Source organism: Kribbella turkmenica (assembly GCF_004348725.1).
GTDB lineage: Bacteria > Actinomycetota > Actinomycetes > Propionibacteriales > Kribbellaceae > Kribbella > Kribbella turkmenica.
Genome location: NZ_SMKR01000039.1, coordinates 1 through 25,660, shown reverse-complemented (window position 1 = coordinate 25,660; position 25,660 = coordinate 1). Strand labels below are relative to the sequence as shown.

The window sequence follows — 25,660 nt, the reverse complement described above, 5'->3', positions numbered from 1 at the left end:
CGGTCAGCATCCGCTGGGCGCACAACGATCGGACGGCAAGGAGCAGGGCGTGGCAGAAGGTAACCGGACGATGAGGGGACGCGTCCTCATCGTCGACGACGACACAGCGTTGTCGGAGATGCTCAGCATCGTGCTGCGCAACGAGGGCTACGACACCTATCTGTGCGCAACCGGTGACAAAGCGGTACCGGCGTTCCGGGAGTTCAAGCCGGACCTGCTGCTGCTCGACCTGATGCTGCCGGGTATGGACGGGATCGACGTCTGCCGGGCGATCCGGGCCGAGTCCGGCGTACCGATCGTGATGCTGACGGCCAAGAGCGACACCGTGGACGTCGTGCTGGGCCTGGAGTCCGGCGCGGACGACTACGTGGTGAAGCCGTTCAAGCCGAAGGAACTGGTGGCCCGGATCCGCGCCCGGTTGCGCCGGATGGACGAGCCGGGCCCCGAATCGCTGACCATCGGGGACCTCACCATCGACGTGGCCGGGCACTCGGTGAAGCGGGCCGGCGAGACCATCCAGCTGACCCCGCTGGAGTTCGACCTGCTGGTCTGCCTGGCCTCCAAGCCCTGGCAGGTGTTCACCCGCGAGGTGCTGCTGGAGCAGGTCTGGGGCTACCGGCACGCGGCCGACACCCGGCTGGTGAACGTGCACGTGCAGCGCCTGCGCTCCAAGATCGAGAAGGACCCTGAGCACCCCGAGATCGTGGTCACGGTCCGCGGTGTCGGCTACAAGGCGGGTGCGGACTGATCGAGTACGGACGCGACCACGAGTCGCAGGCGGCCGCCGACGCCCCGGCCGCCGCGGCCGGGACCGAGCAGCAGCAGGCCCCGGCCGAGCAGGAGCCGGCCGAGAGCCGCGGGACTGAGCTGGAGCTGACCACCGCCGCGGCGGACTGGCCTGCCTACCCGCAGCCGCTGTGGCGGACGCACCCGAAACACTGGCCGGACATCTGGCGCCGGTCCATCCAGGCCCGGATCGTCACCGGCACCCTGCTGATGTCCACCGTCGTCCTCCTCCTGGTCGGCTGGGTGATGATGAGCCAGGTCACCGACGGCGTGCTCGAGTCCCGCCGGAGCAGTGCCCAGGCGGAGGCAGTCGCGCAGCTGGCCTCGCTGTCCAACACGATCGACGCCGCCGACCCGAACACGATCAACCAGCGCCTGTCCGAGCTGGTGCTCGGCACCAACCGGCCCGGCCTGTACGACGTCCTCCTGGTGCCGACCGACTCGTCGACCACCAACGCGATCCGCTACACCGGTCTGGTCGACAGCGACTCGATCCCGACCGAGCTGGCGTCGTCGGTGATGAGCGACGACACCAAGCTGTGGGACACCTACACGGTCATCCACTACCGCGACGGGCCCAGCGTGCCCGGCCTGGTGATCGGCTCCCAGCTGCGGGTCACATCGGCGCCGGTCGAGCGGTACGCGGTGTACTTCCTGTTCCCGCTCACCCCGCAGCAGGAGACCTTGGACGTCGTCCAGCGGGCCCTGGTGACCGCGGGGCTGCTGCTGGTCGTCCTGCTCGGTGCGGTGGCCTGGCTGGTCACCCGCCAGGTGGTCACCCCGGTCCGGATGGCGCGGCGGATCGCGGAGCGGCTGGCGGCCGGCAAGCTCGAGGAGCGCATGCAGGTCCGCGGCACCGACGACCTGGCCCGGCTGGCGGTCTCGTTCAACAAGATGGCCGGCAACCTGCAGCGGCAGATCCGCCGGCTGGAGGAGTTGTCCCGGCTGCAGCGCCGGTTCGTCTCCGACGTCTCGCACGAGCTGCGGACGCCGCTGACCACGGTCCGGATGGCGGCCGACCTGCTGCACGAGAGCCGCGACCAGTTCGACCCGATCAGCCGGCGCTCGGTCGAGCTGCTCCAGAACGAGCTCAACCGGTTCGAGGAGCTGCTCGCCGACCTGCTCGAGATCAGCCGGTTCGACGCCGGCGCGGCCGCCCTCGACCTGGAGGACGTGGACCTGCGCGACATCGTCAACCGCGTGCTGGAGAACCACGAGGCCCTGCTGGAACGCAAGGGCTGCGAGGTCCGGCTGGACATGCCCGAGCCGTGCCGCGCCCAGGTGGACGCGCGCCGGATTGAGCGGATCCTGCGGAACCTGATCGGCAACGCGATCGAGCACAGCGAGGGCCTGCCGATCCGGATCAGTACGGCGTACGACGACGACGCGGCCGCGGTCGCGGTCCGGGACCACGGGATCGGGTTCCGGCCCGAGGAGGCCGAGATGGTGTTCAGCCGGTTCTGGCGGGCGGACCCGGCCCGGGCACGGACCACCGGCGGTACCGGGCTCGGCTTGTCCATCGCGCTGGAGGACGCCCGGCTGCACGGCGGCCGGCTGGACGCCTGGGGTGCGCCGGGCGACGGCGCCTACTTCCGGCTGACGCTGCCGCGGCGGCCGGACGTCACGCTGTCCGGCTCGCCGCTGCCGGCCCGTCCGGCGGACGCGAGCCGGGTGGTGCCGGAGAAGTCGCTCGTCGACGTCGGAGCGCCGTACCAGAAGCTGACCGGCGGTGAGGACCAGTGAGGCGGAGACTGCTCGCGGCCGTCCTGGCGATCCTGCTGCTGGCGACCGGCTGCGCGACCGTGCCGACCAAGGGCAACATCCGCAACGGCAGCCGGGAAGGCCTGGCGCCGGACTTCGGCGGTGTCGGCGTGGAGGCGAAGCCGCCGCGGGACGACATCGGCCAGGTCGCGCTGGTGAACGGGTTCCTGGAGGCGATGTCGGACTCGCGCGCGTTCGACGTGGCCCGGGAGTACATGACCCCGGAGGCGGCAGCGGCCTGGAAGCCGGAGTCGCAGACAGTGGTGTACGAGCAGCAGCCCGACGCCGTCACGCTGCTCGCCAACGACCAGGTCCAGCTGAAGGCCCGCCAGATCGCGACCATCGACGACCGCGGGTCGTGGATCCCGGCGACACCCGGCAACGAGTTCACCTTCCCCTTCAAGCTGGTCAAGCTGGACGGCCAGTGGCGGGTCGCGTCGGTGCCGCCGGGCGTGTACCTCGGCAGCAACCAGCTGGACCCGAAGCTTGCCACCCGCAACCTCTACTTCTTCACGCCGAGCCGGGACCTGCTGGTCCCCGACCCGGTCTACCTGCCGGTGAACCTGTCGTCCGGCCAGGCGGCCACCCAGCTGGTGCAGGAACTGCTCAGGGGCCCGACCCGCCGGCTCGGCAACGGGGTGGTCTCGCTCGCGCCGCCGGGCACCGAGGTCCAGGTGTCCGTCCCGGTCGAGCTCGGCGTCGCGACGGTCGCGCTGAACGACGCGGCCGCGCCGCTGCGGGACGCCGAACGCCGGTTGCTCGCGGCGCAGATCGTCTGGACCCTGAACCAGATCAACCTCCGGGTGAAGATCACCGTCAGCGGTGCTCCGCTGCTGCCGGACGATCCCGAGGTGCTGCCGTTCTCGAACTTCACCCAGTACGACCCGGCGGTGGCCTCCGGCGCACTGACCGAGCTGTTCGCCCTCCGCTCCGGCAAGGTGCAGCGGATCGAGGGCCTGGACGGCGCGTCCGACATCGCGGCGCGGCCGCTGCGGAACAGCCTGCTCTACGACTACAACGCCAAGTCGTTCGCGGTGAACCTGCGCGCCGACTCGGGCGCGATCGTGACCGAGTCCGAGGGCGACCAGCGGGTCGTGTACGGCTGGCTGGACTCCACCGACAAACCCGACAAGGAGCAGGAGTTCCCGGTCGAGGGCACGGTCGTGCCGCCGAGCTACGACAACCACGACAACCTGTGGGTCCTGGACCGGGCCGACCGGCCCACGCCGCGGCTGCGGGTGCGGGACCGGGACGGCAAGCTCCGCGCCGTCAGCGTGAACTTCCGCGGCGACACCCCGCTGGCCCTGCGGATGGCGCCGGACGGTGTCCGCGCGCTCCTGCTGATGCGGTCCAAGTCCGGGGGCGGCACCTACGTGCAGACCGGGACGATCCAGGGCACCACCGGCGGCGGCCTCGTGCTCGGGCAGTTCCGCAACCTGCACCTGCCGCTCGCCCGCATCACCGACGTGGCCTGGAGCTACAAGGGCGTCCTGGTCGCCGGTACGTCGACGACGGGCAACCAGTCACCCTGGCTGGTCAACACCGACGGCTCCGGCCGGCAACTGCTCCCCGGCGCCTCCTCGGTCGGGTTCGCCACCGACAGGCTGGCCTCGAACCTGAACAAGGACACCCTGCCGGTGATCGAGGACGTGCAGGGCAAGCTGCACTGGCAGACCCGCGATCTGGCCTGGGTCGACATGGAGGACGAGGGCGGGCCCATCCGCCCGGTCTACCCTGGGTGAGTTGTCCACAGCCGGCGTGAATGCCGGTTGCGGCCGGCCCGGATGTCGCGGATCGTTGAGCGGTGCCGGTGCGGGACGCGTTCGTGGATCTCGTGCTGGGTGGCCGGTGTGCGGGCTGCGAGCGGCCGGGCGTGACTCTGTGTGTTCGTTGCCGGGAGCTACTGACCGCGGTGACTCCGTTCAGTGCCTGGCCGGACCCGCGTCCCGCCGGACTGGCGCCGACGACAGCGAGTGCGCCGTACGCCGGCGAGTTGCGCAAGCTGATCGTGGCCCACAAGGAGGAGGCCCGGTACGCGCTCGCTCGTCCACTCGGCGCGGTGCTGGCGGCCGCCGTACGCGAGGCTCTGGGGTCGTGCGGGCCGGTGTGGTTGTGCCCGGTCCCGTCCGCGCGATCGACGGTCCGGCAGCGTGGACACGACCCGCTGCGGCGGATCACCCGGGCCGCTCTGCGGGTGCTGCGGCGGCAGGGGATCGACGCCCGGCCGGCGTCCGCGCTGATTGTCGTCCGGCGTCCGGACGACCAGGCCGGGCTGCCGGCGGAACGCCGTACGGCCAACCTGGCCGGGGCTTTCGCGGCTCGTTCGCGCTGGGCTGAAAGGCTGACTGATCAGCCGGTCCTGGTGGTCGACGACGTGATCACCACCGGATCCACGCTCGCCGAGGCGTGCCGGGCCTTGGAATCCGGGGGAATTCCGGTGCTGGGCTGTGCGGTGCTCGCCGCGACCCGCCGGCGGCGGCCGTCTGGTTCATGAGAACTTCCCTACCGGTTTCCGCCGAAGCCGACTAGCGTTGGCCTATGACACCCGCTAGGGCTTGTCGGGCAGGGATGTGGTGCAGGACCGGATCAGCCGGAATCCGCATCACGGAGTCCGACGGGTTCCACAGCGGGTGTTCTCGTTTCGGGCACCGTCACGAGAGGTACGGGGGTCCGAAGACGTAAAAAGAAGTCGCCGATCGATGGAGGTTTCCGTGGACGTCGTTGTCAAGGGTCATCACTGCGAGGTCAGTGACCGCTTCCGGCAGTACGTCGAGGAAAAGCTCGAGCGGATCGAGAAGGTCGATCACCGGGTACTGCGGTGCGAGGTAGAAGTCAGCCAGGAGAAGAACCCGCGACAGCACGATCGGGCGATGCGTGTCGAGCTCACCATGTACACCAAGGGTCCGGTGGTCCGGGCCGAAGCAACCGGCGAGACCAAGCAGGCGGCCTTCGACGTCTGTTTGGACCGGCTGCGGGCGCAGGTCCGCAAGGCGGCCGACCGCCGCCGGGTGCACCGCGGTGAGCGGACGCCGGAGGGCCTGCGGCACGTGAACGCGAAACAGCCGCTCAACGGCACAGCACCAGCAGTGGAGGAGACAGCCGCCGAGGACGAGGTGGCGACGCACAAGTACGGATCGCTCGTGGTGACCGGTGACGGGCCGCTGGTGATGCGCGAGAAGACCCACACCGCCAAGCCGATGACCCTGGACCAGGCGCTCTACGAGCTCGAACTGGTCGGGCACGACTTCTATCTGTTCGTCGACGCCGACGAGAACCAGCCGAGTGTCGTCTACCGCCGTCGCGGCTACGACTACGGCGTGATCCGTCTGGCCGTCTGACACAGACTCCGCGAGGAGCGCGGAAAGAGGGGCCGGGCGGTGCGCCCGGCCCCTTCTCCTTCCCCTGTGAAGGTCTGTACGGGCTAGCTGTCGATCTGGGCCTGCAGGTCGGCGGCGTACGTGGCCACCTCGGCGTAGACGCCCGGGTTGCCGGCGTCGGCGCAGCCCACGCCCCACGAGACGACGCCGAAGAGCCGCCCGTCGAGCACCAGCGGCCCGCCGGAGTCGCCCTGGCAGGAGTCCTTACCGCCTTCGTCGTACCCGGCGCAGATCTCGCCGTCGGCGGTGTAGCCCTCGCTCGCGTACGCCTTCTGGCAGTAGGCGTCGCCCAGCACCGGGACGTCGACCTTCTGGAAGGTGTTCGCCGGACCGGTGCCCTCGGTCTCGCCCCAGCCGTAGACGACCGACGCCGCCCCGGCCGCGTCCGCCGCCTTGTCGGTCTCCAGCGTCAGCGTCGGTACGCCGTCGAACGGCGTCGCCAGCGTCATCACCGCGACGTCGTGCCCGGGCGCCTTCCCGTACTGCGGGTCGACCCAGATGCTGCTGATCGCCGACTCCTTGCCGGTGGACGGGTCACTCAGGGCGTCCCGGCCCTGGATCGCGGTGTACGTCGACGCCGGCTCCTGGGAGCAGTGCGCGGCGGTGACGATCTTGTTCGCCGCGACCAGTGTGGCGCCACACCACTCGCCGGTCGGGTCGGGGGAGCCGGTGTTCGACAGCTGGATGGCCCAGGGCGTGTCCACGGTGTGGGCGATGGTGCCGCCGACGATCCGGGTCTTCGGTCCATCGGGTGCCTGCGCGGCCGTCGCGGAGCCGGCTACGGCCACCGCACCGAGGGACGCCACGGTCAGCACACCGGCCGCCAGGGCGGCCCGGACCAGCTGCTTTCTTCCTGTCATGCCTCACTCCAGGTGGATAGGGGCCGCACGGGCGGCGCGGCCTCCTTGGAGCGTCCCCCGAACACCGTCCGTAGCGCACCTCCCACTTGCGGTAACTCTCGGGTTATGGCCACCGGCCGGCACCCTGTCCGGCGGTAACCGGTCAGAGGCCCATCGGCTTGCCGTCGAGCACCTGGCTCTTGGCGGGCGCCTTCGGCGTCGGAGCCTTGCCGTAGGCGCTGAAGGTGAACCGGTTCTTGCCTTCGGTCATCCGGATCAGCCGGCCGGTCCGGATGTCGATCCAGAGCGCGGCACCGTCATCGGTGAGCCCGACGCAGCGGACACCGTCGACCATCCGCGCCGCCACCTTGCGGGGGAGGGCGGCGGTGGCCGTGTCGTCCTGACCGAAGACCGTGCCGAAGAACCGGCCAGGCGTGACCAGGTCGACCATCTGCTGGGTGTCCTGGTCGATCTTCGACAGCTTGATCCACTTGTTCTTCAGCATGCTGAGGACCTGCGCGGTCTCGGCCTGGCTGCTCCCGTCGGCCTTCGCCTGGGCGCGGATCGCGGACTCGGACAACTGCAGGTAGACGGTCCGGCCGATCGCCCGGACGGAGTACGACGCCCCCGCGACCGTGAAGGTGCCCTCGCCGCCGCCCTCGGTCAGGACGATGTCGAAGGTCATCGGGCCGTCGGTGTCGTCGATGCTGCCGCGCATCCGTAGGTTGGTCGCCTTCAGCGAGGCCTCCCGGGTCTTCCGCATGATCGTCCGGACCGGCAGGTCCTCCAGACTCGTGGCAGGCGGTGACGTGGCCGGAGTGCCGGCCGGAGTACTGGGACGTGCCGTCGCCGAGGTGGTGACGGCGGGCTCGTTCTCGCCGGCAGAGTCGGCGCCCGCGCCGCAACCGGTCGTGACCAGCGCGATCGTGGCGACCGCCGCGGCGGTGCGGATCCAGGGGAAGGACATGTCTCGGACTCACCTTTCGGTACGCCGGCGCGGTGGCCGGTGCCTGTTCTCGTGCTTGGTCCATGACTCTGGATCGGCGCGCTGCCGTCTCCCTGCCGTCGTACTGCGTCCGACTGCGCTCCTACTGCCGCTCGCCTGCCGGCCCGCTGCCGCCGGCGACTGCCAGAGCGCCGGGACGGCCCTTGAGCGCGGATAGACTGCCGTCGGCCGAATGAGATTCGGTCTCGGTGGATCGGGAGGGGTGCGGACCAGTGACAGGGGCGGCCGACGACTCCGTCCGGTTCTTCCTGCTCGGATCCCTGCGAGCCCGTCGTGGTGCGCGCGAGCTGGATCTCGGTCCGGCCAAGCAGCGTGCCGTCCTGGCGAGCCTCCTGCTCTCGGCGAACCGGCCGGTCCCGCCGAACCGGATCGTCGACGTCGTCTGGGGTGACGACCCTCCGGAGAACGGACCGAACGTCGTCCAGAAGTACGTCGCCGGACTGCGCCGCGTGCTCGAGCCGGAGCGGGCACCGAGATCGTCCGGCCGGCTGCTGACCCTCACCGAGGGCGGCTACCGGCTCGCCGTCGCGCCGGGCGACATCGACCTCGACGTGTTCACCGAGCACGTCCGCGCCGCCGGCGGGCTGCGGGCGGGGGGCCAGGTGGCGGAAGCCGCCGCGGAGCTCCGGACTGCTCTGTCGTTATGGCAGGCGGAGCCGCTGGCCGGTCTGACCGGCTCGTACTTCGAGGCCACCCGCGCCCGGCTCGCGGACGACCGCGCCGCGGCTGTGGAGGAGTGGGCCGAGGTGGAGCTCGAACAGGGCCACGAGCAGAACCTGTTGCCGGAGCTGTCGCGCCTGGTGGTGGAGTTCCCCCTGCGCGAGCGACTGCGCGGCGTCCAGATGCTGGCGCTCCACCGCGTCGGCCGGCAAGCCGAAGCCCTGGCCGCCTACCGCGAGATTCGTGCCCAGCTGGTGGAGACCCACGGCGTGGATCCGAGCCGCCATCTGCAGGATCTCCACCAGCGGATCCTCCAGGACGACCCGGCGCTCACCCCGGCGACCGCCACCGTCACGTCACCCCCGGCCGCCGCCACCGTTACGTCAGCCCCGTCCGCCGCCACCGTTACGTCACCCCCGTCCGCGCCCGCGCCGGCCGTTCCGGCCGCGGCCCCGTCCGCTCCGCCCGCCGCAGCCGCGCCGCCACCGGCTCCACCCACTTCACCGGCGGCGCACGGGGACCGCATGCGGTACTGGGCGCTGAAGTTCCTGGTCGCGGCGGTTCCGGTGCTCTCGGTAGGGATGCTGGGCGGTCCGGCGATGGGCGTCGTCGCGGTCCGGCGCCGCAGTGCCCGCCTCGGCCTGGCGGCCGCGGTGTATCTGGTCGCGACGATCGGCGGCGCCCTGATGGTCGACACGAGCAGCGACGAGATCACCGGTGCCTGGGATGGTCTCGGCGTCCTGCTGGTGATCGCCTCCGCATTGGTGTGTGCCGTGCACCTGGGGGTGCTCGTGCCGGGGCGGACCGGTCAGGCTTCCGGCGACGAGACGCGCCGGCAGTATGCGCGTCAGCTCGCGGCCGAGCATCCGTTGATCGCCCGGCAGCTCGGGATCGGGCGTCCGGACCTGCCGACCCAGTTCGAGGACGGCGGGCTGATCGACGTCAACGACGCGCCCGAAACGGTCCTGCGGACGCTGCCCGGCGTGTCCGCCGAGCAGGCCGCGCTGATCGTCGCCGACCGGGCCCACCGCGGTCCGTTCCGCTCCTTGGAGGATCTGTCCGCTCGCGGTCTGTTCCCGTGGCCGATTCCGCCGCAGGTGGCCGAGGTCCTGCTGATCATCCGGCTCCAGGACACCGTCGACGGCGACCGCCCGTAAGTGTCGGTGGGGTCCGGCAGAATCGCGGACGTGACTACGCAGGAGTTGTCGACGGCGCAGGCTCGGCGGGTGGCGCTGGCCGCGCAGGGCTTCATGGACCCGCGGCCGAAGGGTGTGCCCGACGCCCGGGCGCTGGCGCGCGTGCTCGGCCGGATCGGCCTGATCCAGATCGACTCGGTGAACGTGCTCACCCGGGCGCAGTACCTGCCGCTCTACTCCCGCCTGGGTCCGTATCCGCGCGACCTGCTCGACCGCGCCTCCGGGAAGGCGCCGCGCCGCCTGGTGGAGTACTGGGCGCACGAGGCCTCGCTGATCCCGGTGGGCACGCACCCGTTGATGCGCTGGCGGATGGCCCGGGCCACCACCGAGGCGTGGGGCGGGCCGCGGTCGATCGCCAAGGAGCGCCCGGACCTGCTCAAGCAGGTGCTCGCCGACGTCCGCGCGCACGGTCCGCTGACGGCGCGCGAGATCGACGACGACGTCGAGCGGTCGAAGGAGAACTGGGGCTGGAACTGGTCCGACGTGAAGCGGGCGCTGGAGTTCCTCTTCTTCGCCGGCGAGATCACAGTGGCCCGGCGCAACCAGCAGTTCGAGCGGATGTACGACGTACCCGAGCGCGTGCTGCCCAGCGCCGTACTGGAGACGCCGACGCCGTCGGAGGCCGAGGCGCATCGCGGGCTGGTGTCGATCGCGGCGCGGGCGCACGGCGTGGCGACCGCGCAGTGCCTGCGGGACTACGTCCGGACGGCGCCGCAGCCGACGCTGCAGGCGATCCAGGAGCTCGTCGAGGACGGTGAGCTGATCCCGGTCGGGATCGAGGGCTGGAAGCGGCCGGCGTACCTGCACCGCGACGCCCGGCTGCCGCGGCGGGTGAACACGCGGGCCCTGGTCAGCCCGTTCGACTCGCTGGTGTTCGAGCGGACCCGGACGGAGATGCTGTTCGACTTCCGGTACCGGATCGAGATCTACGTCCCGGCCGAGAAGCGGATCCACGGGTACTACGTGCTCCCTTTCCTGCTCGGGGACCGGCTGGTCGCCCGGGTGGACCTCAAGTCGGACCGGTCCGCCGGGGTGCTGCTGGTCCAGTCGGCGCACGCGGAGCCGAAGGCGCCGGTGGAGACCGCGGACGAGCTCGCCGCCGAGCTGATCCAGCTGGCCGGATTCCTCGGGCTGGACCAGGTCCGGGTGGTCGGTGGCGGTGACCTGTCGCCAGCTCTGAGTGACGCCCTGCGCGGTTCCTGACCGCGCAGACGGAACTTTTTCCGCGCCTGGATCGTGGGTCGGTTGGGCCTCGTGGCACGCATCGGGCGTGGCTTGGCACACCCGGCCCCGTACCATGGGTGACGCGCGCCTGCCCACGGGTGGATCGTGCCCTGTCGGCGTCGGCCGCACCAAGGCTTCAGCAGCAAGGAGAGAACTCCCCACCATGAAGGTGATCGACAAGGTCCTGCGGATCGGCGAGGGCAAGATCCTGCGCCAGCTCCAGGGCATCGCGAAGATGGTCAACTCGATCGAGGACGACTTCGTCGGCATGTCCGACGAGGAACTCCGCGGTCAGACCGCGGAGTTCAAGCAGCGGCACGAGAACGGGGAGTCGCTCGACGCCCTGCTGCCGGAGGCGTTCGCGGTCGTCCGGGAGGCGGCCAAGCGGACCCTGCACCAGCGGCCCTACGACGTCCAGATCATGGGTGGCGCCGCGCTGCACCTGGGCAACATCGCCGAGATGAAGACCGGTGAGGGCAAGACCCTGGTCGCCACCATGCCGGTGTACCTGAACGCACTGTCCGGCAAGGGCGTGCACGTGGTCACCGTGAACGACTACCTGGCGAAGTACCAGGCCGAGTGGATGGGCCGGGTGTACCACTTCCTCGGACTGGACTACGGCGTGATCCTGCCGGAGATGTCGCCGGCCGAGCGCCGGATCGCCTACGCCAAGGACATCACCTACGGCACCAACAACGAGTTCGGCTTCGACTACCTGCGCGACAACATGGCGCAGAGCATCGAGGACTGCGTGCAGCGCGAGCACAACTTCGCGGTCGTGGACGAGGTGGACTCGATCCTGGTCGACGAAGCCCGGACCCCGCTGATCATCTCCGGCCCGGCCGAGGACTCGCAGCGCTGGTACGTCGAGATGGCGAAGATCGCGAACACGCTGAAGCCGCGGATCGCCGACGACAAGGTGCCGGAGGAGCAGCGCCCGGTCGCCGACTACGAGGTGGACGAGAAGAAGCGCACGGTCGCCATCCTCGAGCGCGGGATCGAGAAGGTCGAGGACCGGCTCGGGATCGACAACCTGTACGAGTCGGCCAACACGCCGCTGATCAGCTACCTGAACAACGCGCTGAAGGCCAAGGACCTGTTCCGCAAGGACAAGGACTACGTGGTCGTCGACAACGAGGTGCTGATCGTCGACGAGCACACCGGCCGCACGCTGCACGGCCGCCGCTACAACGAGGGGCTCCACCAGGCGATCGAGGCCAAGGAAGGCGTCGAGATCAAGGAGGAGTACCAGACCCTCGCGACCATCACTCTGCAGAACTACTTCCGCCTCTACGAGAAGCTGGCCGGCATGACCGGTACGGCGATGACCGAGGCGGCCGAGTTCCAGAAGATCTACGGCCTGGGCGTCGTCCCGATCCCGACCAACAAGCCGATGATCCGCGCCGACGAGCGCGACCTGATCTTCCGCACCGAGGACGCCAAGTTCGACTCGGTGGTCAAGGACATCGTCGAGGTGCACAGCACCGGGCAGCCGATCCTGGTCGGTACCACCAGCGTGGAGAAGTCCGAGCGACTGTCCGCGCAGCTGCGCAAGGAGAACATCCCGCACGAGGTGCTGAACGCGAAGCAGCACGCGCGCGAGGCGGCGATCGTCGCCGAGGCCGGCCGCAAGGGTGCGGTCACGGTGGCCACCAATATGGCCGGCCGTGGTACCGACATCATCCTCGGCGGCAACCCCGAGTTCCTCGCGGACAAGGACCTGCGCGCCCGCGGGATCGACCCGGCGGAGTCCCCGGAGGAGTACGAGGCGCAGTACCCGTCGGTCCTGGAGCGGTTCGAGAAGCAGGTGAAGGACGAGCAGGAGGAGGTCCGCGAGGTGGGCGGCCTGTACGTGCTCGGCACCGAGCGGCACGAGTCCCGCCGGATCGACAACCAGCTGCGCGGCCGGTCCGGCCGTCAGGGCGACCCGGGCAAGTCCCGGTTCTACCTGTCGCTGGAGGACGACCTGATGCGGCTGTTCAAGCGCGAGATGGTCGACTGGGCGATGGCGCGCAACAACGACGACAGCCAGCCGCTGGAGAACAAGGTCGTCACCAAGGCGATCGCGTCGGCGCAGTCCCAGGTCGAGGCGCAGAACTTCGAGACCCGGAAGAACATCCTCAAGTACGACGACGTGATGAACCGGCAGCGGCACGTCGTGTACGACGAGCGCCGCCGGGTGCTCGAGGGCGCCGACCTGCGCGAGCAGGTGAGCGACATGCTCGAGGAGACCGTCACCGGCTACGTCCAGGGGGCGACCGCGGAAGGGTTCGCAGAGGACTGGGACCTGGACGCGCTGTTCACCGCGATGAAGACGCTGTACTCGACCGAGCTGACCGAGGAGCAGCTGGTCGAGGAGGCCGGCGGCGACCGGGCCGGCCTGACGCAGGACTTCCTGATCGAGGCGTTCATCGCCGACGCCAAGGCGGCGTACGACCAGCGCGAGGAGTACCTCGGCGCGGACGCGATGCGCGAGCTGGAGCGCCGGGTGGTGCTCAGCGTGCTGGACCGCAAGTGGCGTGAGCACCTGTACGAGATGGACTACCTGCGCGAGGGCATCGGCCTGCGTGCGATGGCGCAGCGCGACCCGCTGGTGGAGTACCAGCGCGAGGGCTACGACATGTTCGCCGCGATGATGGAGTCGATCAAGGAAGAGTCGGTCGCCTTCATCTTCAATGTCGAGGTCGACGTCGAGGCGATGCGGGCCGAGATGGAGCTCGCCGCGGAGGCCGCCGACGCGGACAGCATCGAGGGCCGCCGGATCGAGGACATCCTCACCCCGAACGCGCCGGTGGCGGAGTTCCCGGGACGGGTCCAGGACGAGGAGCGGCCGCAGGACACGCCGCGCCCGCGGGACACCCCGCGGCTGCGCGCCAAGGGCCTGACCGGTGACAGTCGTCCGCAGCGGCTGTCGTACTCGGCGCCGACGATCGACGGCGACGAGGAGGTCGCGGTCCGCCAGGACGGCGCCGGCGACGAGGACGGCCTGATGTACGCCGGTACGCCGCGCAACGTCGCCTGCCCGTGCGGCTCGGGCAAGAAGTACAAGCGCTGCCACGGCGACCCGCAGTCGGACGTCTACAAGTTCTGAGCGACACACGCGAACGGCCGGTCCGAGAGGGGCCGGCCGTTCTCGTGTGTCCGGCCTCATGGCGGTCGGTGGACCCGGTGTGGTGCCCTGGACCCATGTGGCTGACGGAGAAGTTCGGGGTGTCCGTGCCGGTGGTGGGTGCACCGATGGCGCACGTGAGCGGCGGCAGGCTGACCGCGGCGATCTCGGCGGCCGGGGGATTGGGCATGCTCGGCGCCGGTTCCGCGGTCAGTGCCGACTGGATCCGGACCGAGGGCGCGGTCGCCGCGGCCGGCGGCCGACCGTACGGCGTCGGCCTGATGGCGTGGTCCGTCCAGGACCGTCCCGAGCACCTCGACGCCGTCCTCGAGCTCAAGCCGGCCCTGGTCTCGCTCAGCTTCGGCGACTACGCGCCGTACGTCGGGAGGCTGCAGAAGGAAGGCATCGTCGTCGCGATGCAAGCGGGGACGGTCGCCGACGCTCGTGAGGCGATCGACAGCGGCGTGGACCTGATCGTCGCCCGCGGCGCCGAGGCCGGTGGCCACGGTCGCAACGCGGTCGCCACGCTCCCGCTGCTGCAGGCGATCCTCGACCTCACCGACCTGCCGGTGATGGCGGCCGGGGGGATCTCCGGTCCGCGCGGCCTGGCCGCCGTACTGGCCGCCGGCGCGGTCGGCGGCTGGATCGGTACGGCGTTCCTGACCTGTGCCGAGGCGATGACGCCCGAGCCGGTGCTCCGGCGGGTGATCGAGGCCGACGAGACCGACACCGTGTACGGCACGGTCTTCGACGCCGCGTCCCGCGCCGGCTGGCCGGACGAGTTCGGTGGCCGCGCGCTGCGGAACGCGTTCTTCGACACCTGGGAAGGTCACGAGGAGGAGTTGAAGACGAAGGACGACGCGCACGCCGACTACCTGGAAGGCGTCCGCACCGCCGACCCGGCCCGGACGTCGATCTATGCGGGGCAGGGCGTCGGCGCCCTCACGAGCCGATCGACCGCCGCCGAGGTGCTCGGCAGCTTCGCCGCCTACCGCACCTACCTCCAGGCCGCCGTCGAGCAGTAGGTCAGCTGCCCGCCCGGCGCCGGGTAGTGGCCGTGGCGACGACCAGACCGCGCCGAGGTCCCAGATCCGTTCGACCGGCCGGGCCGCATCGACCATCACAGCCTGCGGACCTCCGACGCCTGCGGCAGATACTGCGCCACGTACTCGGACGAGTGCCCACTCGTCGGTGCCCCAGGTCTTGACGCGCGAGGTTTGAACCGGTTTAGATGGCGTTTAAACCGGTTCAAAAGGCAAAGCGAGGTCTGTGTGAGTAAGCAGCGGCCGACGATCGCCGACGTGGCGCACCGGGCCGGCGTCTCCAAGGGATCGGTGTCATTCGCCTTGAACGGGCGCCCCGGCCTGGCCCAGTCGACCGTCGACAAGATCCTGGCCGCGGCCGACGAGCTGGGCTGGCGGCCGAGCAACCGGGCCCGGTCGCTGTCGGTCTCCAAGGCGTTCGCCCTCGGCCTGGTGATCACCAGGGACCCGGCGGTGCTGTCGTCCGACCCGTTCTTCCCGGCTTTCATCGCCGGGGTCGAAAGCGTCCTCTCCGCCCGCGGGCAGGCCCTGGTCCTGCAGGTCGTCACCGCCGGCGAGGACGAGGAGGCCGGCTACCGGCGGCTCGCGCAGGACGCCCGGGTCGACGGAGTGTTCCTGTCCGACCTCCGGCACGACGACCCCCGGATCGGCCTGCTGGTCGAGCTCGGCCTGCCCGCGGTCACGCTGAACCGGCCGGACGGTACGTCGCCGTTCCCGGCGGTCACGCTGGACGACCGTCCCGGCACGATCGCCGTCGTCGAGCACCTGATCGAGCTCGGCCACACCCGGATCGCCCAGGTCGCGGGCCCGCCCGACTTCGTCCACGCGACCGCACGGTCGACGGCGTTCGAGTCGGCCGTGTCCGCCGCCGGTCTGCGGCCGGTCGCGGTCGAGGCCGGCGACTTCACCGCCGCCGGCGGGATCGAGGCGACCCGGCGGCTGCTCGCGCTGCCCGAGCCGCCGACCGCGATCGTCTACGCCAACGACCGGATGGCGATCGCCGGTCTCGGTGCCGCCCAGGCGGCCGGGCTGACCGTCCCGGACGACCTGAGCATCGCCGGCTTCGACGACAGCGAACTGGCCGAGTACGTCCACCCCGGCCTGACCACCGTGCGCGCCGACCCGTTCCGCTTCGGCGAGGCGGCCGCCCAGACCCTCAACCAGCTCGTCGACGGGGCGACCGACGTACCCGATGTCGAGCTCCCACCAGCGCAGCTGGTCGTCCGCCGGTCCACCGGCGCGGCTCCTGCGTAGTGCTCCCCTGGAGGAAAGATGAAACTGCAAGCTGGACTGCTGGCTGTCGTACTGGCCGGATCACTCGCCGCGTGCGGTGGCAGCGACGGCGCTGGTGACGCCGACGCAGCGGCCAAGGCCACCGGCCCGATCACCGTCTGGTACTCGAACAACCCCGAGGAAGTCGCTTGGGGCAAGCAGATGGTGGCGGCCTGGAACGCGGCGCACGCGGACCAGAAGGTCACCGCGCAGGAGATCCCGACCGGGAAGAGCTCCGAGGAGGTGATCGGGGCGGCGATCACGGCGGGCAACGCGCCGTGCCTGATCTTCAACACGTCGCCGGCGTCGGTGTCGCAGTTCCAGAAGCAGGGTGGGCTGGTGCCGCTGGACGGTTTCGACGGTGGTACGGCGTACATCGAGGACCGGTCCGGGGACGTGGCCAAGCAGTACAAGTCGACCGACGGCAAGTACTACCAGCTGCCGTGGAAGTCGAACCCGGTGATGATCTTCTACAACAAGAAGGCGTTCGCCAAGGCCGGGCTGGACCCGGAGAAGCCGGCGCTGGGGACGTACGACGAGGTCCTCGCCACCTCGCGGAAGCTGGTCTCGTCGAAGGCCGCCAAGTTCGCCATCTACCCGGCGCCGAGCAACGAGTTCTTCCAGTCGTGGTTCGACTTCTACCCGTTGTACGCGGCCGAGACCGGCGGCAAGCAGCTGGTCGAGGACGGCAAGGCGACGTTCGCGTCCGACGAGGGCAGGAAGGTCGCGCAGTTCTGGCGGACGATGTACGCGGACAAGCTGGCGTCGCAGGAGAAGTACACCGGTGACGCCTTCGTGGACGGGACCGCCGCGATGGCTGTGGTGGGTCCGTGGGCGATCGCGACGTACGAGCGCAAGATCGACTGGGGTGTCGTCCCGGTGCCGACCTCGTCCGGCAAGCCGGCGAACGAGATCCACACGTTCTCGGACGCGAAGAACGTGGCGATGTACTCGGCGTGCAAGAACCGTGGCACGGCGTGGGAGGTGCTGAAGTTCGCGACCAGCCAGGAGCAGGACGGCAAGTTCCTCGAGCTGACCGGGCAGATGCCGCTGCGTCAGGACGTCGCGACGACGTACGCGGACTACTTCACCAAGAACGCGGACTACAAGACCTTCGCCGACCAGGCCGCGCGCACGGTCGAGGTGCCGAACGTGCCGAACTCGATCACCATCTGGCAGACCTTCCGCGACGCCTACTCCAAGTCCGTGATCTTCGGCCAGGAGGATACGGGTGCGGCCCTCGACGGCGCGGCACAGAAGGTCGATCAGCTCGCCGCCCAGTCATGAGCCGACTGGCCGTGTCAGGATCGGGCCGGCGACCAGGTGTCGTCGGCCGGATCCTGGGTGAGCACCCGGCGGGAACGGCGTTCGTCACCCCGTACGTCGTGTTCCTGGCGGCGGTGTTCGCGTATCCGCTCGGGTTCGCGGTCTACATGTCGTTCCACGACTACTTCTTCACCGCGCCCGGTGCGATCGTGGAGCGGCCGTTCGTGGGCTTCGACAACTACGTGACGGTGTTGTCGGATCCCGCGGTCCGGCGGGCGTTCGGGAACGTGCTGGTGTTCCTGGTGATCAACGTGCCGCTGACCGTCGTACTGTCGATCGGTCTCGCGACGGCGCTGAACTCGGCGATCCGGTGGCGGACGTTCTTCCGGGTCAGCTACTACGTTCCCTACGTGACCGCCAGCGTCGCGGTCGTGGGTGTGTGGCTGTTCCTGTTCAACGCGAACGGCCTGGTGAACTCCGTGCTCGGCCCGCTCGCACCGGATCCGTCCTGGCTGGTGAACTCGACGCTGGCGATGCCGACGGTCGCGATCTACGTGACCTGGAAGCAGCTCGGGTTCTTCATCCTGCTGTACCTGGCCGCGTTGCAGAACGTGTCCAAGGATCTCTACGAGGCCGCGTCGATGGACGGTGCGGGACGGTGGAAGTCGTTCCTGAACGTCACGGTCCCCGGCGTGCGGCCGGCGACGACGCTCGTGGTGCTGCTGGCGACCGTGACCGGGGCGAACCTGTTCACCGAGCCGTACCTGCTGACCGGAGGCGGCGGGCCCGACGGTGCGTCGGCGTCGCCGGTGCTGGTGATGTACCAGAAGGGCATCGAGCAGGGGAACCCGGACATCGGGTCCGCGATCGGCGTCCTGCTGGTGGTCGGCGTCCTGATGCTGGCGCTGGCCGAACGGCGGTTCGTCGGGAGGGAAGACTGATGCGGTTGCGTTTCATCGCCTTGCTGGTCGGCGCGTTCGTGTTCCTGTTCCCGTTCTACTACATGCTGGTCGGCTCGCTGCAGGCCGAGCCGGACCCGTCGGTGACCGGCGCCTTCCCGTCGCCGGACAACGTCACCGGGCAGAACTACGTCGAGATCAACAAGGCCATCGCCCTCGGCCGCTCCTTGATCAACTCCGGGATCTTCACCGGCGGGGTCATCCTCGGCACGCTGGTGTTCGGCGTGCTCGCGGGGTATGCGCTGGCGCGGTTGCACTTCCGGGGTCGCGGGCTGGTGTTCAACCTGATGCTGCTGGTCCAGGTGGTGCCGTTCCAGTTGCTGACGATTCCGCTGTACGTGCTGATCGTCCGCAGCTACGGCCTGGCCGACTCCTACCTCGGGATGATCCTGCCGTTCGCGATCAACTCGACCGTGGTGTTCATCTTCCGGCAGTACTTCCTGCAGTTGCCGGCCGAGTTGTTCGACGCGGCCCGGATCGACGGTGCCGGTGAGCTGAGCATCCTGTGGCGGATCGCGGTGCCGTTGGTGAAGCCGGCTCTGCTGACCGGTGTCCTGGTGACCTTCATCGGGCCGTGGAACGAGTTCCTCTGGCCGTTCCTGATCACCAAGCAGCAGGACCTCCAGCCGCTGGCGGTCTCGCTGTCGAACTACCTGACCACGGTGGCGGCCCGGGCGGCGAACCCGTTCGGCGCCGTGCTCGCCGGGGCGTGTGTGCTGGCCGCGCCCGCGGTGACGCTGTTCCTGATCTTCCAGCGCCGCTTCATCGCCACGAACCTCGAATCCGGGGTCAAGGGCTGACTCGTCCATTCTGGAAAGGCTGTTTGCTGTGACTGTTCCTTACACCCTGACGCGTGTCGGCGTGCTGATGACGCCCGAGCCGGGCGACGACCTCGAGGCCGAGGGCGTGCTGAACCCGGCCACCGGCCACACCCCGGACGGCACGCTCTACCTGCTGCCGCGGCTGGTGGCCGCGGGCAACGTGTCCCGGGTCGGCCTGGCCGAGGTCGAACTGAAAGACGGCGTACCGGTCGGCGTCCGCCGCGAAGGCGTCGTGCTCGCCCCGGACGAGGGCTGGGAACGCGGGCTGAACAACGCCGGCGTCGAAGATCCCCGGGTCACCTGGATCCCGGCGCTGAACACCCACGTGATGACCTACGTCGCCTACGGCCCGCTGGGCCCCAAACCCGCGCTCGCGGTGTCGCGGGACCTGCGGGACTGGCAACGGCTCGGTCCGCTGCACTTCGAGTACCAGCCCGGCCTGGACACCGACCTGAACCTGTTCCCGAACAAGGACACCGTGTTCTTCCCCGAACCGGTCACCGGCCCCGACGGTCGGCCGGCGTACGCGATGCTGCACCGGCCGATGTGGGACCTGGGCTGGTTCCGCGAAGGCGAGGGCGTGCATCTGCCGGCCGGGGTCACCGACGACCGGCCGGGGATCTGGGTGTCGTTCGTCCCGGTCGCCGACGTCGAGCGCGACCTGCGGAACCTGGTCCACCTGCGCCACCACCGGCTGGTGGCGATGTCGCAGTACCCGTTCGAGGAGCTGAAGATCGGCGCCGGACCCGCGCCGCTGCGCGTGCCCGAGGGCTGGCTGGTGATCCACCACGGCGTCACCGGCGAACAACCCAAGGGCTTCGACCCGACCACCCAGAAGGTCAGCTACGCCGCCGGCGCGCTGCTGCTGGACGCGAGCGACGTCACCAAGGTGATCGCCCGGACCACCGAACCACTACTCGTACCCGAGACCGAGGAAGAGCGCGTCGGAACGGTCGGCAACGTCGTCTTCCCGACCGCGATCGAGGAAGTCGACGGCGTCCGCTACGTCTTCTACGGCATGGCCGACGCGGCCATCGGCGTCGCCCGGTTGGACAGGCTGTCATGAGGGTCGCCCGCCGTACCGTCCTTGGCGGAGCACTCGCCGCGGGCGCCGCGTCCACAGTGCCTCTGCCTGCCGCTGCCTCGTCGCGGCGGCTGACCAACCTCGACCACCTCGACTACCTGCGGACGACGGTCACGCCGCCCGCTCAAGTGGGGCACAGCACCTACGGCCCCGGGCCGCTGGGCGTGCTCTGGACGTACGCCGACCGTCAGCCCGACGGCTCGTACAAGCGGATCGGCGGCGGCACCTACGACCCGGTCACCGACACCTACGGCCAAGGCGCCTTCAACGCGGACGACATCTCGCGTGCCGCGGTCGTCTACCTTCGGGCCGGCCGGCTGTCGGTCGCGCGGGACCTGCTGCGCGGACTCACCTACCTGCAGTCGCCGAACGGGAACGTCGTTCTCTGGATGCAGCCGGACGGGACGCTGAACCCGAGCGCCGAGCCGGTCGAGCTGCCCGATCCGTCCGACTCCGGGCCGTCGTACTGGCTCGCCCGTACCGTGTGGGCCCTGGGGGAGGGGTACGCCGCCTTCCGGCAGGTCGACCGCCGGTTCGCCGAGTTCCTGCGGGATCGGCTCGAGTTGGCGCTGGCCGCACTCGAACGGCAGGTCCTGGTCCGCTACGGGCAGTGGAACGTCGTCGACGGCAGGCGAGTGCCCGCCTGGCTGATCGTGAACGGCGCCGACGCCACCTCCGAGGCGGTTCTCGGGCTGGCGGCGTACGTCGGGGCCGGCGGGTCAGCGAGGGCTCGGCGGGCGCTCGCGCAGTTCGCCGAGGGCATCGCTGCGATGAGCGCGGGGACGAGCAGGTCGTGGCCGTTCCGGGCGCTGCTGCCGTGGGCGGAGTCGATCGCGGTGTGGCATGCGTGGGGTGCGCAGATGCCCTCCGCTCTCGCCGCAGCCTCGTCCGTACTACGCACGTCGATCGGCCCGGCCATCGAAGACACGGCCGGATTCACCCCACTTCTGATGACTGCGGGTGGCCCGGACAACGGCTGGCTCCCGGCGCCGATCGACCGTACCCAGATCGCGTACGGCGTCGACGCACGTCTTCAGGGCCTACTGGCGGTCGGACTGCCCGGGCTGAAGCAGCTGGCCGCCTTCGTGGCCGCCTGGTACTTCGGCGCCAACCGGGCCGGGCAAGCCATGTACGACGCCACGTCCGGCCGCACGTACGACGGCATCTCCGGCGACGGTGTGATCAACCGCAACTCCGGCGCCGAGTCGACGATCCACGGCCTGCTTTCCATGCTCGCCCTCGACGCTCGGCCGCGGCTTGCGCGGCTGGCGCAGGAACTGGCCGGCGCGGTGACCCCTGCGGGGCTTCAGGTGGTCGAGGGCGAGTCCGCGACCGGCGGCCAGGTGGTGACCCCGCCATCCGCCTGGACGGGTGAGTCCCAGTGGAGCAGCGGCGCCTACGTCGCCTTGTCCGCCGGGTCCACCGCTGAGTGGACTGTGCCTGCGTCCGCCCAGCCCCGGCTCGTCCTTCCGGTCGTCAACCTTCTCGGTCCGGGGCGGACGACCTGGTCCGGCGGCGGCCGCACGCTCGGCACGATCGACCACGCGGCTCCTGGGCCTCAGGGGATCTCGGCAGCACCCGGCGTGCTCCAGCCGATCACGCTCGGAACGCCGCTTCCGCCGTACGCGACGAGGATCAAGGCCGAGGCGACCGCAGGGACGGCACAGATCGACGCACTGCTGCTGATCCCGAGCATCAGCACGCTGTCGGCCGGCAACGCCGTTCTGCTGTCGAGCGTCGATGCCCGTGCGAGGACCTACCCGGTTCGCACCGGGACTGTTGCCTACAGCTACACCGCGAACGGCGTACTGCACTCGCGGCGCCGGCTGACGGGCGGGACCTCGCACGTCCTGGTCCAGCCCGGGGGATTCACGATCGTGCTCTGAGCGCCTGTGCACACCAATCGGCGACGAACATCAGCGCCTGCCCGCGCTGGTGGAAGAGGAAGCGGCTGTCGGCCTGCTGGTGGTAGGCGTTGTGGGAGGAGTCGGACGCGCGGGCGAGGAGGCCGGGGAGCAGCCAGGCGTACTTGACGCCGGACGCCATCACGGCGAGGCGGATGTCGTCGGGTTCGCCTCGCCACCCGGCCTCACGCAGGCCGTCGAGGTAGTTGTCGATGCACGTCTCGGCCAGTTCAGGCAGCCGCTCGGCCGGCCAGAACAGGTCGAACACGGCGTCGGGGACGTGGTTGCCGATGTCCTCGCCGAGCGCGCCGTCACCGGTGAACGCCCAGTCGAGCAGCGCGAGCTCGCCGGTCGGCCGCTGGATCACGTTCGACACCCAGAAGTCGAGATGGCACCTCGCCCGCGGCAGCCGGGCCATCAGGTCGAGCAGGTCATTGCGATGGGCAACCAGCGTCGTCCAGGCCGCGCGCAGCCCCGGCGGCCAGGTCTCCACCACCAGCGGCTGCCGCCAGGCCGTGTCGTCGTCCACCAGGTCCCACGGCACGTCCCGGGTTGTCGAGTAGTCACGCAGGAACCCGGTCGAGGTCCACGAACGGTCACCCGCCGGCCGCGCCTGCCACCGTCCACACGCCCGCGCCAGCGCCGCGTGCTCGGCCAGGGAGAACTCGGTCCCGGGAGCTCCGTGGATGTCCTCCATCGTGATCGTGGCGCCGTCCGCGTGCTCGACCACGCCGGCGGCCGGCAGCACCAGTCCGGCGTCCGCGAGTTGTTTGCGCAGTTCGTCGTCCCGGTAGACCTCGACCTCGCGGCGCCAGTAGTTCCAGTGCCTCGGCTCCTCGGACGCGGCCCACGGACCGGTCGAGCTCACGGGCTTCTGCAGTACCTTCCGGACCAGCGTGCGGCCGTCGGCGTACGTCACCCGCTCGACGGTCGCCGTCACCGCGTTGAGCGGGTTGTGCCGCAGGGTCGCCGTACCGATCTCGCCACTCACAAACAGCCATAGTGGCAGGTACGGCGGCCGGCCGCCTGGGCGGCGGACTGTCGGTGGTGGGTTGGAGACTGGTGGGGTGAGCGAGTTCGAACCGTATCGTGAGCGGCCGGCGCGAGTGCCGGGCGCCGTGCTGTGGACGCGGACCGCGCAGGGCGGCGACTACCGGGTGCTCCCGGACGGGTGCATGGATCTGCTGCTGGTGGGCGACGAGCTGGTCATCGCCGGCCCGGACAACCGCGCGTGGATCGGCACCGCCCCCGCCGGGACCAGGTACGCCGGGATCCGGTTCGGCCCCGGGACCGCGCCGCGCTTCCTCGGCGTACCGGCGCACGAGCTTCTCAATGAGCGCGTCCCGCTGAGCGACCTCTGGTCGCCCGCTCGCAGCCGGCGACTGGCCGACCAGATCCGCTCGGCGGCCAACCCCGCGCTTGCCCTCGAGCAGGTGGTCACGACACTGACCGAGGAGCCCGACCGTTTGATCACGCAGGTGCTCCGCGCGGTGCGGAGCGGGATGCTTCGCGGCGGGGCCGGCGTCATGTCGCTGGCGACCAGTGTCGGGTTGAGCGAACGGCAGCTGCACCGGCGGTGCCTGAACGCCTTCGGCTACGGCCCGAAGATGCTCGACCGAGTCCTGACGATGAACACCGCGCTCGACCACGCCCGCACCGGCCTGGCTCTCGCCGACGTAGCCGCCCTGACCGGCTACGCCGACCAGGCCCACCTGACCCGCGACATCAAAGCCCTGACCGGCCTCCCTCCCCGGCAGCTCCTGAGCTGACCTGACCTGGCGCTGACCTCGCGCTGGCTCGGCCGGCTCTGGCTGCAACCTGATCGTGGGTTTCTCGTCATCTGGCCGGTGGACGGCGCGGCGTAGCGTGAGCGGAATCGGTCGATGGATCGGGTTCGTCGTTCGGGGACCGAAGGCTTCAGAACCCACGCCCCCGGCTGGCCGGCGTCCACTGGGGTGCCGCCGGCTCAGCCGCCCCCAGGCAACAGCCCAACGCGCCGCCACCGAGCCTCCGCCCGGCCAGCGCGCCTCCGTCCCGCGTGAGCGAGCGTCAGTCGCCGATCGCCTCCGCGACGGACCGCGGCGCCCGCACCTTGTTGAACTGGACGTTGCCCGCCGGCATCATCCACGTCATCACGTTGACCGCCAACCGCCCGATCCGCACCGCCGGATCGGCCTCGGCGTACCCCCGTGCCGTCTCCGCATCCACCGACCAGACAGAGAACCCCCGGTACCGCTCGTCGTCCTGATCCACCAGCGGCCCCCGAGCCAGCACCAGCCCCCGCTCCTGCATCTCCGCCCCATGCGCCAGATGCCGATCCTGAAGCGCTGCCGCCTCAGCCTCCCCCAACTGCGGCGCATCCCCCCGCAACGTCAACAAGATCACCGTGTACCGGTCGAACTCCATCAACCGAACCTACTCCCGAACACCCACACCACACAGGATCCGCGGCACCGGCGCCGCCCGCCATCAGCGGGCCTCAAGCGCGCCGCGGCCTCGAACTCCGCGCGCAGAATCGCGTGGGTGTCGTCCGGTGTCAGCCGAGTTCGAGGGCGGTGCAGACCCAGCGGTTGCGGCGGACTTCGAGGCGGAACGCGATCGCGCGGGAGCGGTCGCCGTGGCGGACGTGAGCGGCCACCTCGACGACCTCCTGCGCCGAGGTGCAGATGCGGATCGACCGGACGGCGCTGCGTTCCTTGGCGCCGCGGGTGGTGGCGGTGGTGCTCATCCCGAGCACCCTGACGCGCCGGTTGAGATCGGCGAACACCGCCTCGTCCGTGAACCGCACCAACTGCGAGATCGGCCGATCACCAGCCAGCACCTCCGTCAACGCCTGCGCCAACCGCCGTCCCCAAGCCCGAGCATCCGGCAACCCAGGCCCGACAGCCGCCCTCCGAGCTACCCCATCCGTTGACTCGTCACCACCCGCCGGCCGCTCAGCCGGCTCGGGCACCACAGCAAGCCCGCGCCGTGAGCCCGCCGCGCCCGACACCGCCGCCGACACGGCAACACGATCCGGCGCCCCGGCAACACCATCCGCTGAGGAAGCCACACTGCCCGCCGACGCTCCCGCACCGCTCATCGACGCAGCCGCCGACCGGGCTGCACCGTTCTCCGACGTGGGGGTTGATGCGAGAGCGTCTGGTGGGTCGAGGGTCAGAGCTGGGGGTGCGGCTTTGGGTGCTTCGGGGTCCGGGGTCACGCCGAGGCGGTGGAGCGCTTGGTGGCGGAGGGAGAGGATTGTGGGGGTCATGGTGCCGGCGTGGCGGACTGTGGCGGGGATGGTGTGGGGAGGTTGGGCGGTGACCGCGCGGAGGCGTGGAGTCGTGAGTTCGGATTGGTCGATTGGGGTC

The 25,660-nt window shown here is 70.3% G+C and carries 22 protein-coding genes; 16 read left to right on the top strand and 6 right to left on the bottom strand.

The features are described from left to right. Window positions 1-70 precede the first annotated feature (70 nt). Window positions 71-748 carry an MtrAB system response regulator MtrA gene (mtrA, locus tag E1218_RS11670; protein ID WP_131345780.1) on the top strand — a complete coding sequence of 226 codons (678 nt, stop codon included), beginning with the start codon at window positions 71-73 and terminating at the stop codon, window positions 746-748. Here the strand turns inward: mtrA and E1218_RS11665 are convergent. Then, the gene (locus E1218_RS11665) at window positions 727-930 is read right to left on the bottom strand and encodes a hypothetical protein (protein ID WP_132319187.1); all 204 of its coding nucleotides are present in this window, start codon (window positions 928-930) and stop codon (window positions 727-729) included. The two genes, mtrA and E1218_RS11665, sit on opposite strands and share 22 nt — an antisense overlap. On the opposite strand from E1218_RS11665, the gene mtrB reads away from it, so the two are divergent. The 4 genes from mtrB to hpf all read left to right on the top strand — a co-directional run bounded on the left by mtrB (window position 868) and on the right by hpf (window position 5,885). Continuing rightward, window positions 868-2,529, top strand: a complete 1,662-nt coding sequence (mtrB, locus tag E1218_RS11660) for an MtrAB system histidine kinase MtrB (protein ID WP_325052833.1) — start codon at window positions 868-870, stop codon at window positions 2,527-2,529. The genes E1218_RS11665 and mtrB overlap by 63 nt on opposite strands. Further along, window positions 2,526-4,289 (top strand): LpqB family beta-propeller domain-containing protein, encoded by a 1,764-nt coding sequence (locus tag E1218_RS11655; protein ID WP_132319183.1) that lies wholly within the window; start codon window positions 2,526-2,528, stop codon window positions 4,287-4,289. Before mtrB ends, E1218_RS11655 begins: the two co-directional genes overlap by 4 nt. Before the next feature lie 170 nt (window positions 4,290-4,459). After that, window positions 4,460-5,041 (top strand): ComF family protein, encoded by a 582-nt coding sequence (locus E1218_RS11650; protein ID WP_233712175.1) that lies wholly within the window; start codon window positions 4,460-4,462, stop codon window positions 5,039-5,041. A 217-nt stretch (window positions 5,042-5,258) separates the two neighbouring features. Continuing rightward, entirely contained in the window at window positions 5,259-5,885 is a 627-nt protein-coding gene (hpf, locus tag E1218_RS11645; protein ID WP_132319181.1) for a ribosome hibernation-promoting factor, HPF/YfiA family, read from the top strand. Between the two features lie 83 nt (window positions 5,886-5,968). Here the strand turns inward: hpf and E1218_RS11640 are convergent, their stop codons facing one another. Together E1218_RS11640 and E1218_RS11635 are read right to left on the bottom strand one after the other, a co-directional pair. Then, complete coding sequence (locus E1218_RS11640; protein ID WP_132319179.1) at window positions 5,969-6,784, bottom strand: S1 family peptidase; 816 nt, start codon at window positions 6,782-6,784, stop codon at window positions 5,969-5,971. A 142-nt stretch (window positions 6,785-6,926) separates the two neighbouring features. Further along, window positions 6,927-7,730 (bottom strand): hypothetical protein, encoded by an 804-nt coding sequence (locus E1218_RS11635; RefSeq protein ID WP_132319177.1) that lies wholly within the window; start codon window positions 7,728-7,730, stop codon window positions 6,927-6,929. A 251-nt stretch (window positions 7,731-7,981) separates the two neighbouring features. Between E1218_RS11635 and E1218_RS11630 the strand changes: the two genes are divergently transcribed. The 10 genes from E1218_RS11630 to E1218_RS11585 all read left to right on the top strand — a co-directional run bounded on the left by E1218_RS11630 (window position 7,982) and on the right by E1218_RS11585 (window position 22,289). Continuing rightward, window positions 7,982-9,586, top strand: coding sequence for a BTAD domain-containing putative transcriptional regulator (locus E1218_RS11630; protein WP_165949234.1), 1,605 nt, complete (start codon window positions 7,982-7,984; stop codon window positions 9,584-9,586). A gap of 93 nt (window positions 9,587-9,679) precedes the next feature. After that, complete coding sequence (locus tag E1218_RS11625; RefSeq protein ID WP_132319229.1) at window positions 9,680-10,828, top strand: winged helix-turn-helix domain-containing protein; 1,149 nt, start codon at window positions 9,680-9,682, stop codon at window positions 10,826-10,828. 184 nt (window positions 10,829-11,012) lie between these two features. Continuing rightward, complete coding sequence (gene secA / locus E1218_RS11620; RefSeq protein WP_132319173.1) at window positions 11,013-13,940, top strand: preprotein translocase subunit SecA; 2,928 nt, start codon at window positions 11,013-11,015, stop codon at window positions 13,938-13,940. 95 nt (window positions 13,941-14,035) lie between these two features. Next, entirely contained in the window at window positions 14,036-14,983 is a 948-nt protein-coding gene (locus E1218_RS11615) for an NAD(P)H-dependent flavin oxidoreductase (RefSeq protein ID WP_132319171.1), read from the top strand. 246 nt (window positions 14,984-15,229) lie between these two features. Then, window positions 15,230-16,255 (top strand): LacI family DNA-binding transcriptional regulator, encoded by a 1,026-nt coding sequence (locus E1218_RS11610; protein ID WP_132319169.1) that lies wholly within the window; start codon window positions 15,230-15,232, stop codon window positions 16,253-16,255. 18 nt (window positions 16,256-16,273) lie between these two features. Further along, window positions 16,274-17,560 carry an extracellular solute-binding protein gene (locus E1218_RS11605; protein ID WP_132319167.1) on the top strand — a complete coding sequence of 429 codons (1,287 nt, stop codon included), beginning with the start codon at window positions 16,274-16,276 and terminating at the stop codon, window positions 17,558-17,560. An 11-nt stretch (window positions 17,561-17,571) separates the two neighbouring features. After that, window positions 17,572-18,480, top strand: a complete 909-nt coding sequence (locus E1218_RS11600) for a carbohydrate ABC transporter permease (RefSeq protein ID WP_233712174.1) — start codon at window positions 17,572-17,574, stop codon at window positions 18,478-18,480. Continuing rightward, window positions 18,480-19,298 (top strand): carbohydrate ABC transporter permease, encoded by an 819-nt coding sequence (locus E1218_RS11595; RefSeq protein WP_132319163.1) that lies wholly within the window; start codon window positions 18,480-18,482, stop codon window positions 19,296-19,298. The genes E1218_RS11600 and E1218_RS11595 overlap by 1 nt, the downstream gene beginning before the upstream one ends. 28 nt (window positions 19,299-19,326) lie before the next feature. After that, window positions 19,327-20,385 (top strand): glycoside hydrolase family 130 protein, encoded by a 1,059-nt coding sequence (locus E1218_RS11590; RefSeq protein WP_233712173.1) that lies wholly within the window; start codon window positions 19,327-19,329, stop codon window positions 20,383-20,385. Then, window positions 20,382-22,289 carry a hypothetical protein gene (locus E1218_RS11585; protein ID WP_132319161.1) on the top strand — a complete coding sequence of 636 codons (1,908 nt, stop codon included), beginning with the start codon at window positions 20,382-20,384 and terminating at the stop codon, window positions 22,287-22,289. The genes E1218_RS11590 and E1218_RS11585 overlap by 4 nt, the downstream gene beginning before the upstream one ends. Here E1218_RS11585 and E1218_RS11580 read toward each other — a convergent pair. Further along, a complete protein-coding gene (locus tag E1218_RS11580) occupies window positions 22,273-23,298 on the bottom strand; it encodes an aminoglycoside phosphotransferase family protein (protein WP_233712172.1) in 1,026 nt (341 codons plus the stop codon). The genes E1218_RS11585 and E1218_RS11580 overlap by 17 nt on opposite strands. 76 nt (window positions 23,299-23,374) lie before the next feature. On the opposite strand from E1218_RS11580, the gene E1218_RS11575 reads away from it, so the two are divergent. Continuing rightward, entirely contained in the window at window positions 23,375-24,076 is a 702-nt protein-coding gene (locus E1218_RS11575) for a helix-turn-helix domain-containing protein (protein ID WP_233712171.1), read from the top strand. Between the two features lie 280 nt (window positions 24,077-24,356). Here E1218_RS11575 and E1218_RS11570 read toward each other — a convergent pair whose 3' ends face one another. Then, a complete protein-coding gene (locus tag E1218_RS11570) occupies window positions 24,357-24,713 on the bottom strand; it encodes a YciI family protein (RefSeq protein ID WP_132319157.1) in 357 nt (118 codons plus the stop codon). Between the two features lie 130 nt (window positions 24,714-24,843). After that, window positions 24,844-25,389, bottom strand: a complete 546-nt coding sequence (locus E1218_RS37190) for an Rv3235 family protein (protein WP_233712170.1) — start codon at window positions 25,387-25,389, stop codon at window positions 24,844-24,846. Window positions 25,390-25,660: the final 271 nt, after the last annotated feature.

Coding starts and splice junctions, on each gene's coding strand:
- E1218_RS11635 (WP_132319177.1), bottom strand. CDS start 7,730: ATGTCCTTCCCCTGGATCCGCACCGCCGCGGCGGTCGCCACGATCGCG.
- E1218_RS11625 (WP_132319229.1), top strand. CDS start 9,680: ATGGACCCGCGGCCGAAGGGTGTGCCCGACGCCCGGGCGCTGGCGCGC.
- E1218_RS37190 (WP_233712170.1), bottom strand. CDS start 25,389: ATGAGCGGTGCGGGAGCGTCGGCGGGCAGTGTGGCTTCCTCAGCGGAT.
- E1218_RS11585 (WP_132319161.1), top strand. CDS start 20,382: ATGAGGGTCGCCCGCCGTACCGTCCTTGGCGGAGCACTCGCCGCGGGC.
- E1218_RS11615 (WP_132319171.1), top strand. CDS start 14,036: ATGTGGCTGACGGAGAAGTTCGGGGTGTCCGTGCCGGTGGTGGGTGCA.
- E1218_RS11595 (WP_132319163.1), top strand. CDS start 18,480: ATGCGGTTGCGTTTCATCGCCTTGCTGGTCGGCGCGTTCGTGTTCCTG.
- E1218_RS11605 (WP_132319167.1), top strand. CDS start 16,274: ATGAAACTGCAAGCTGGACTGCTGGCTGTCGTACTGGCCGGATCACTC.
- E1218_RS11640 (WP_132319179.1), bottom strand. CDS start 6,784: ATGACAGGAAGAAAGCAGCTGGTCCGGGCCGCCCTGGCGGCCGGTGTG.
- E1218_RS11570 (WP_132319157.1), bottom strand. CDS start 24,713: ATGGAGTTCGACCGGTACACGGTGATCTTGTTGACGTTGCGGGGGGAT.
- mtrA (WP_131345780.1), top strand. CDS start 71: ATGAGGGGACGCGTCCTCATCGTCGACGACGACACAGCGTTGTCGGAG.
- secA (WP_132319173.1), top strand. CDS start 11,013: ATGAAGGTGATCGACAAGGTCCTGCGGATCGGCGAGGGCAAGATCCTG.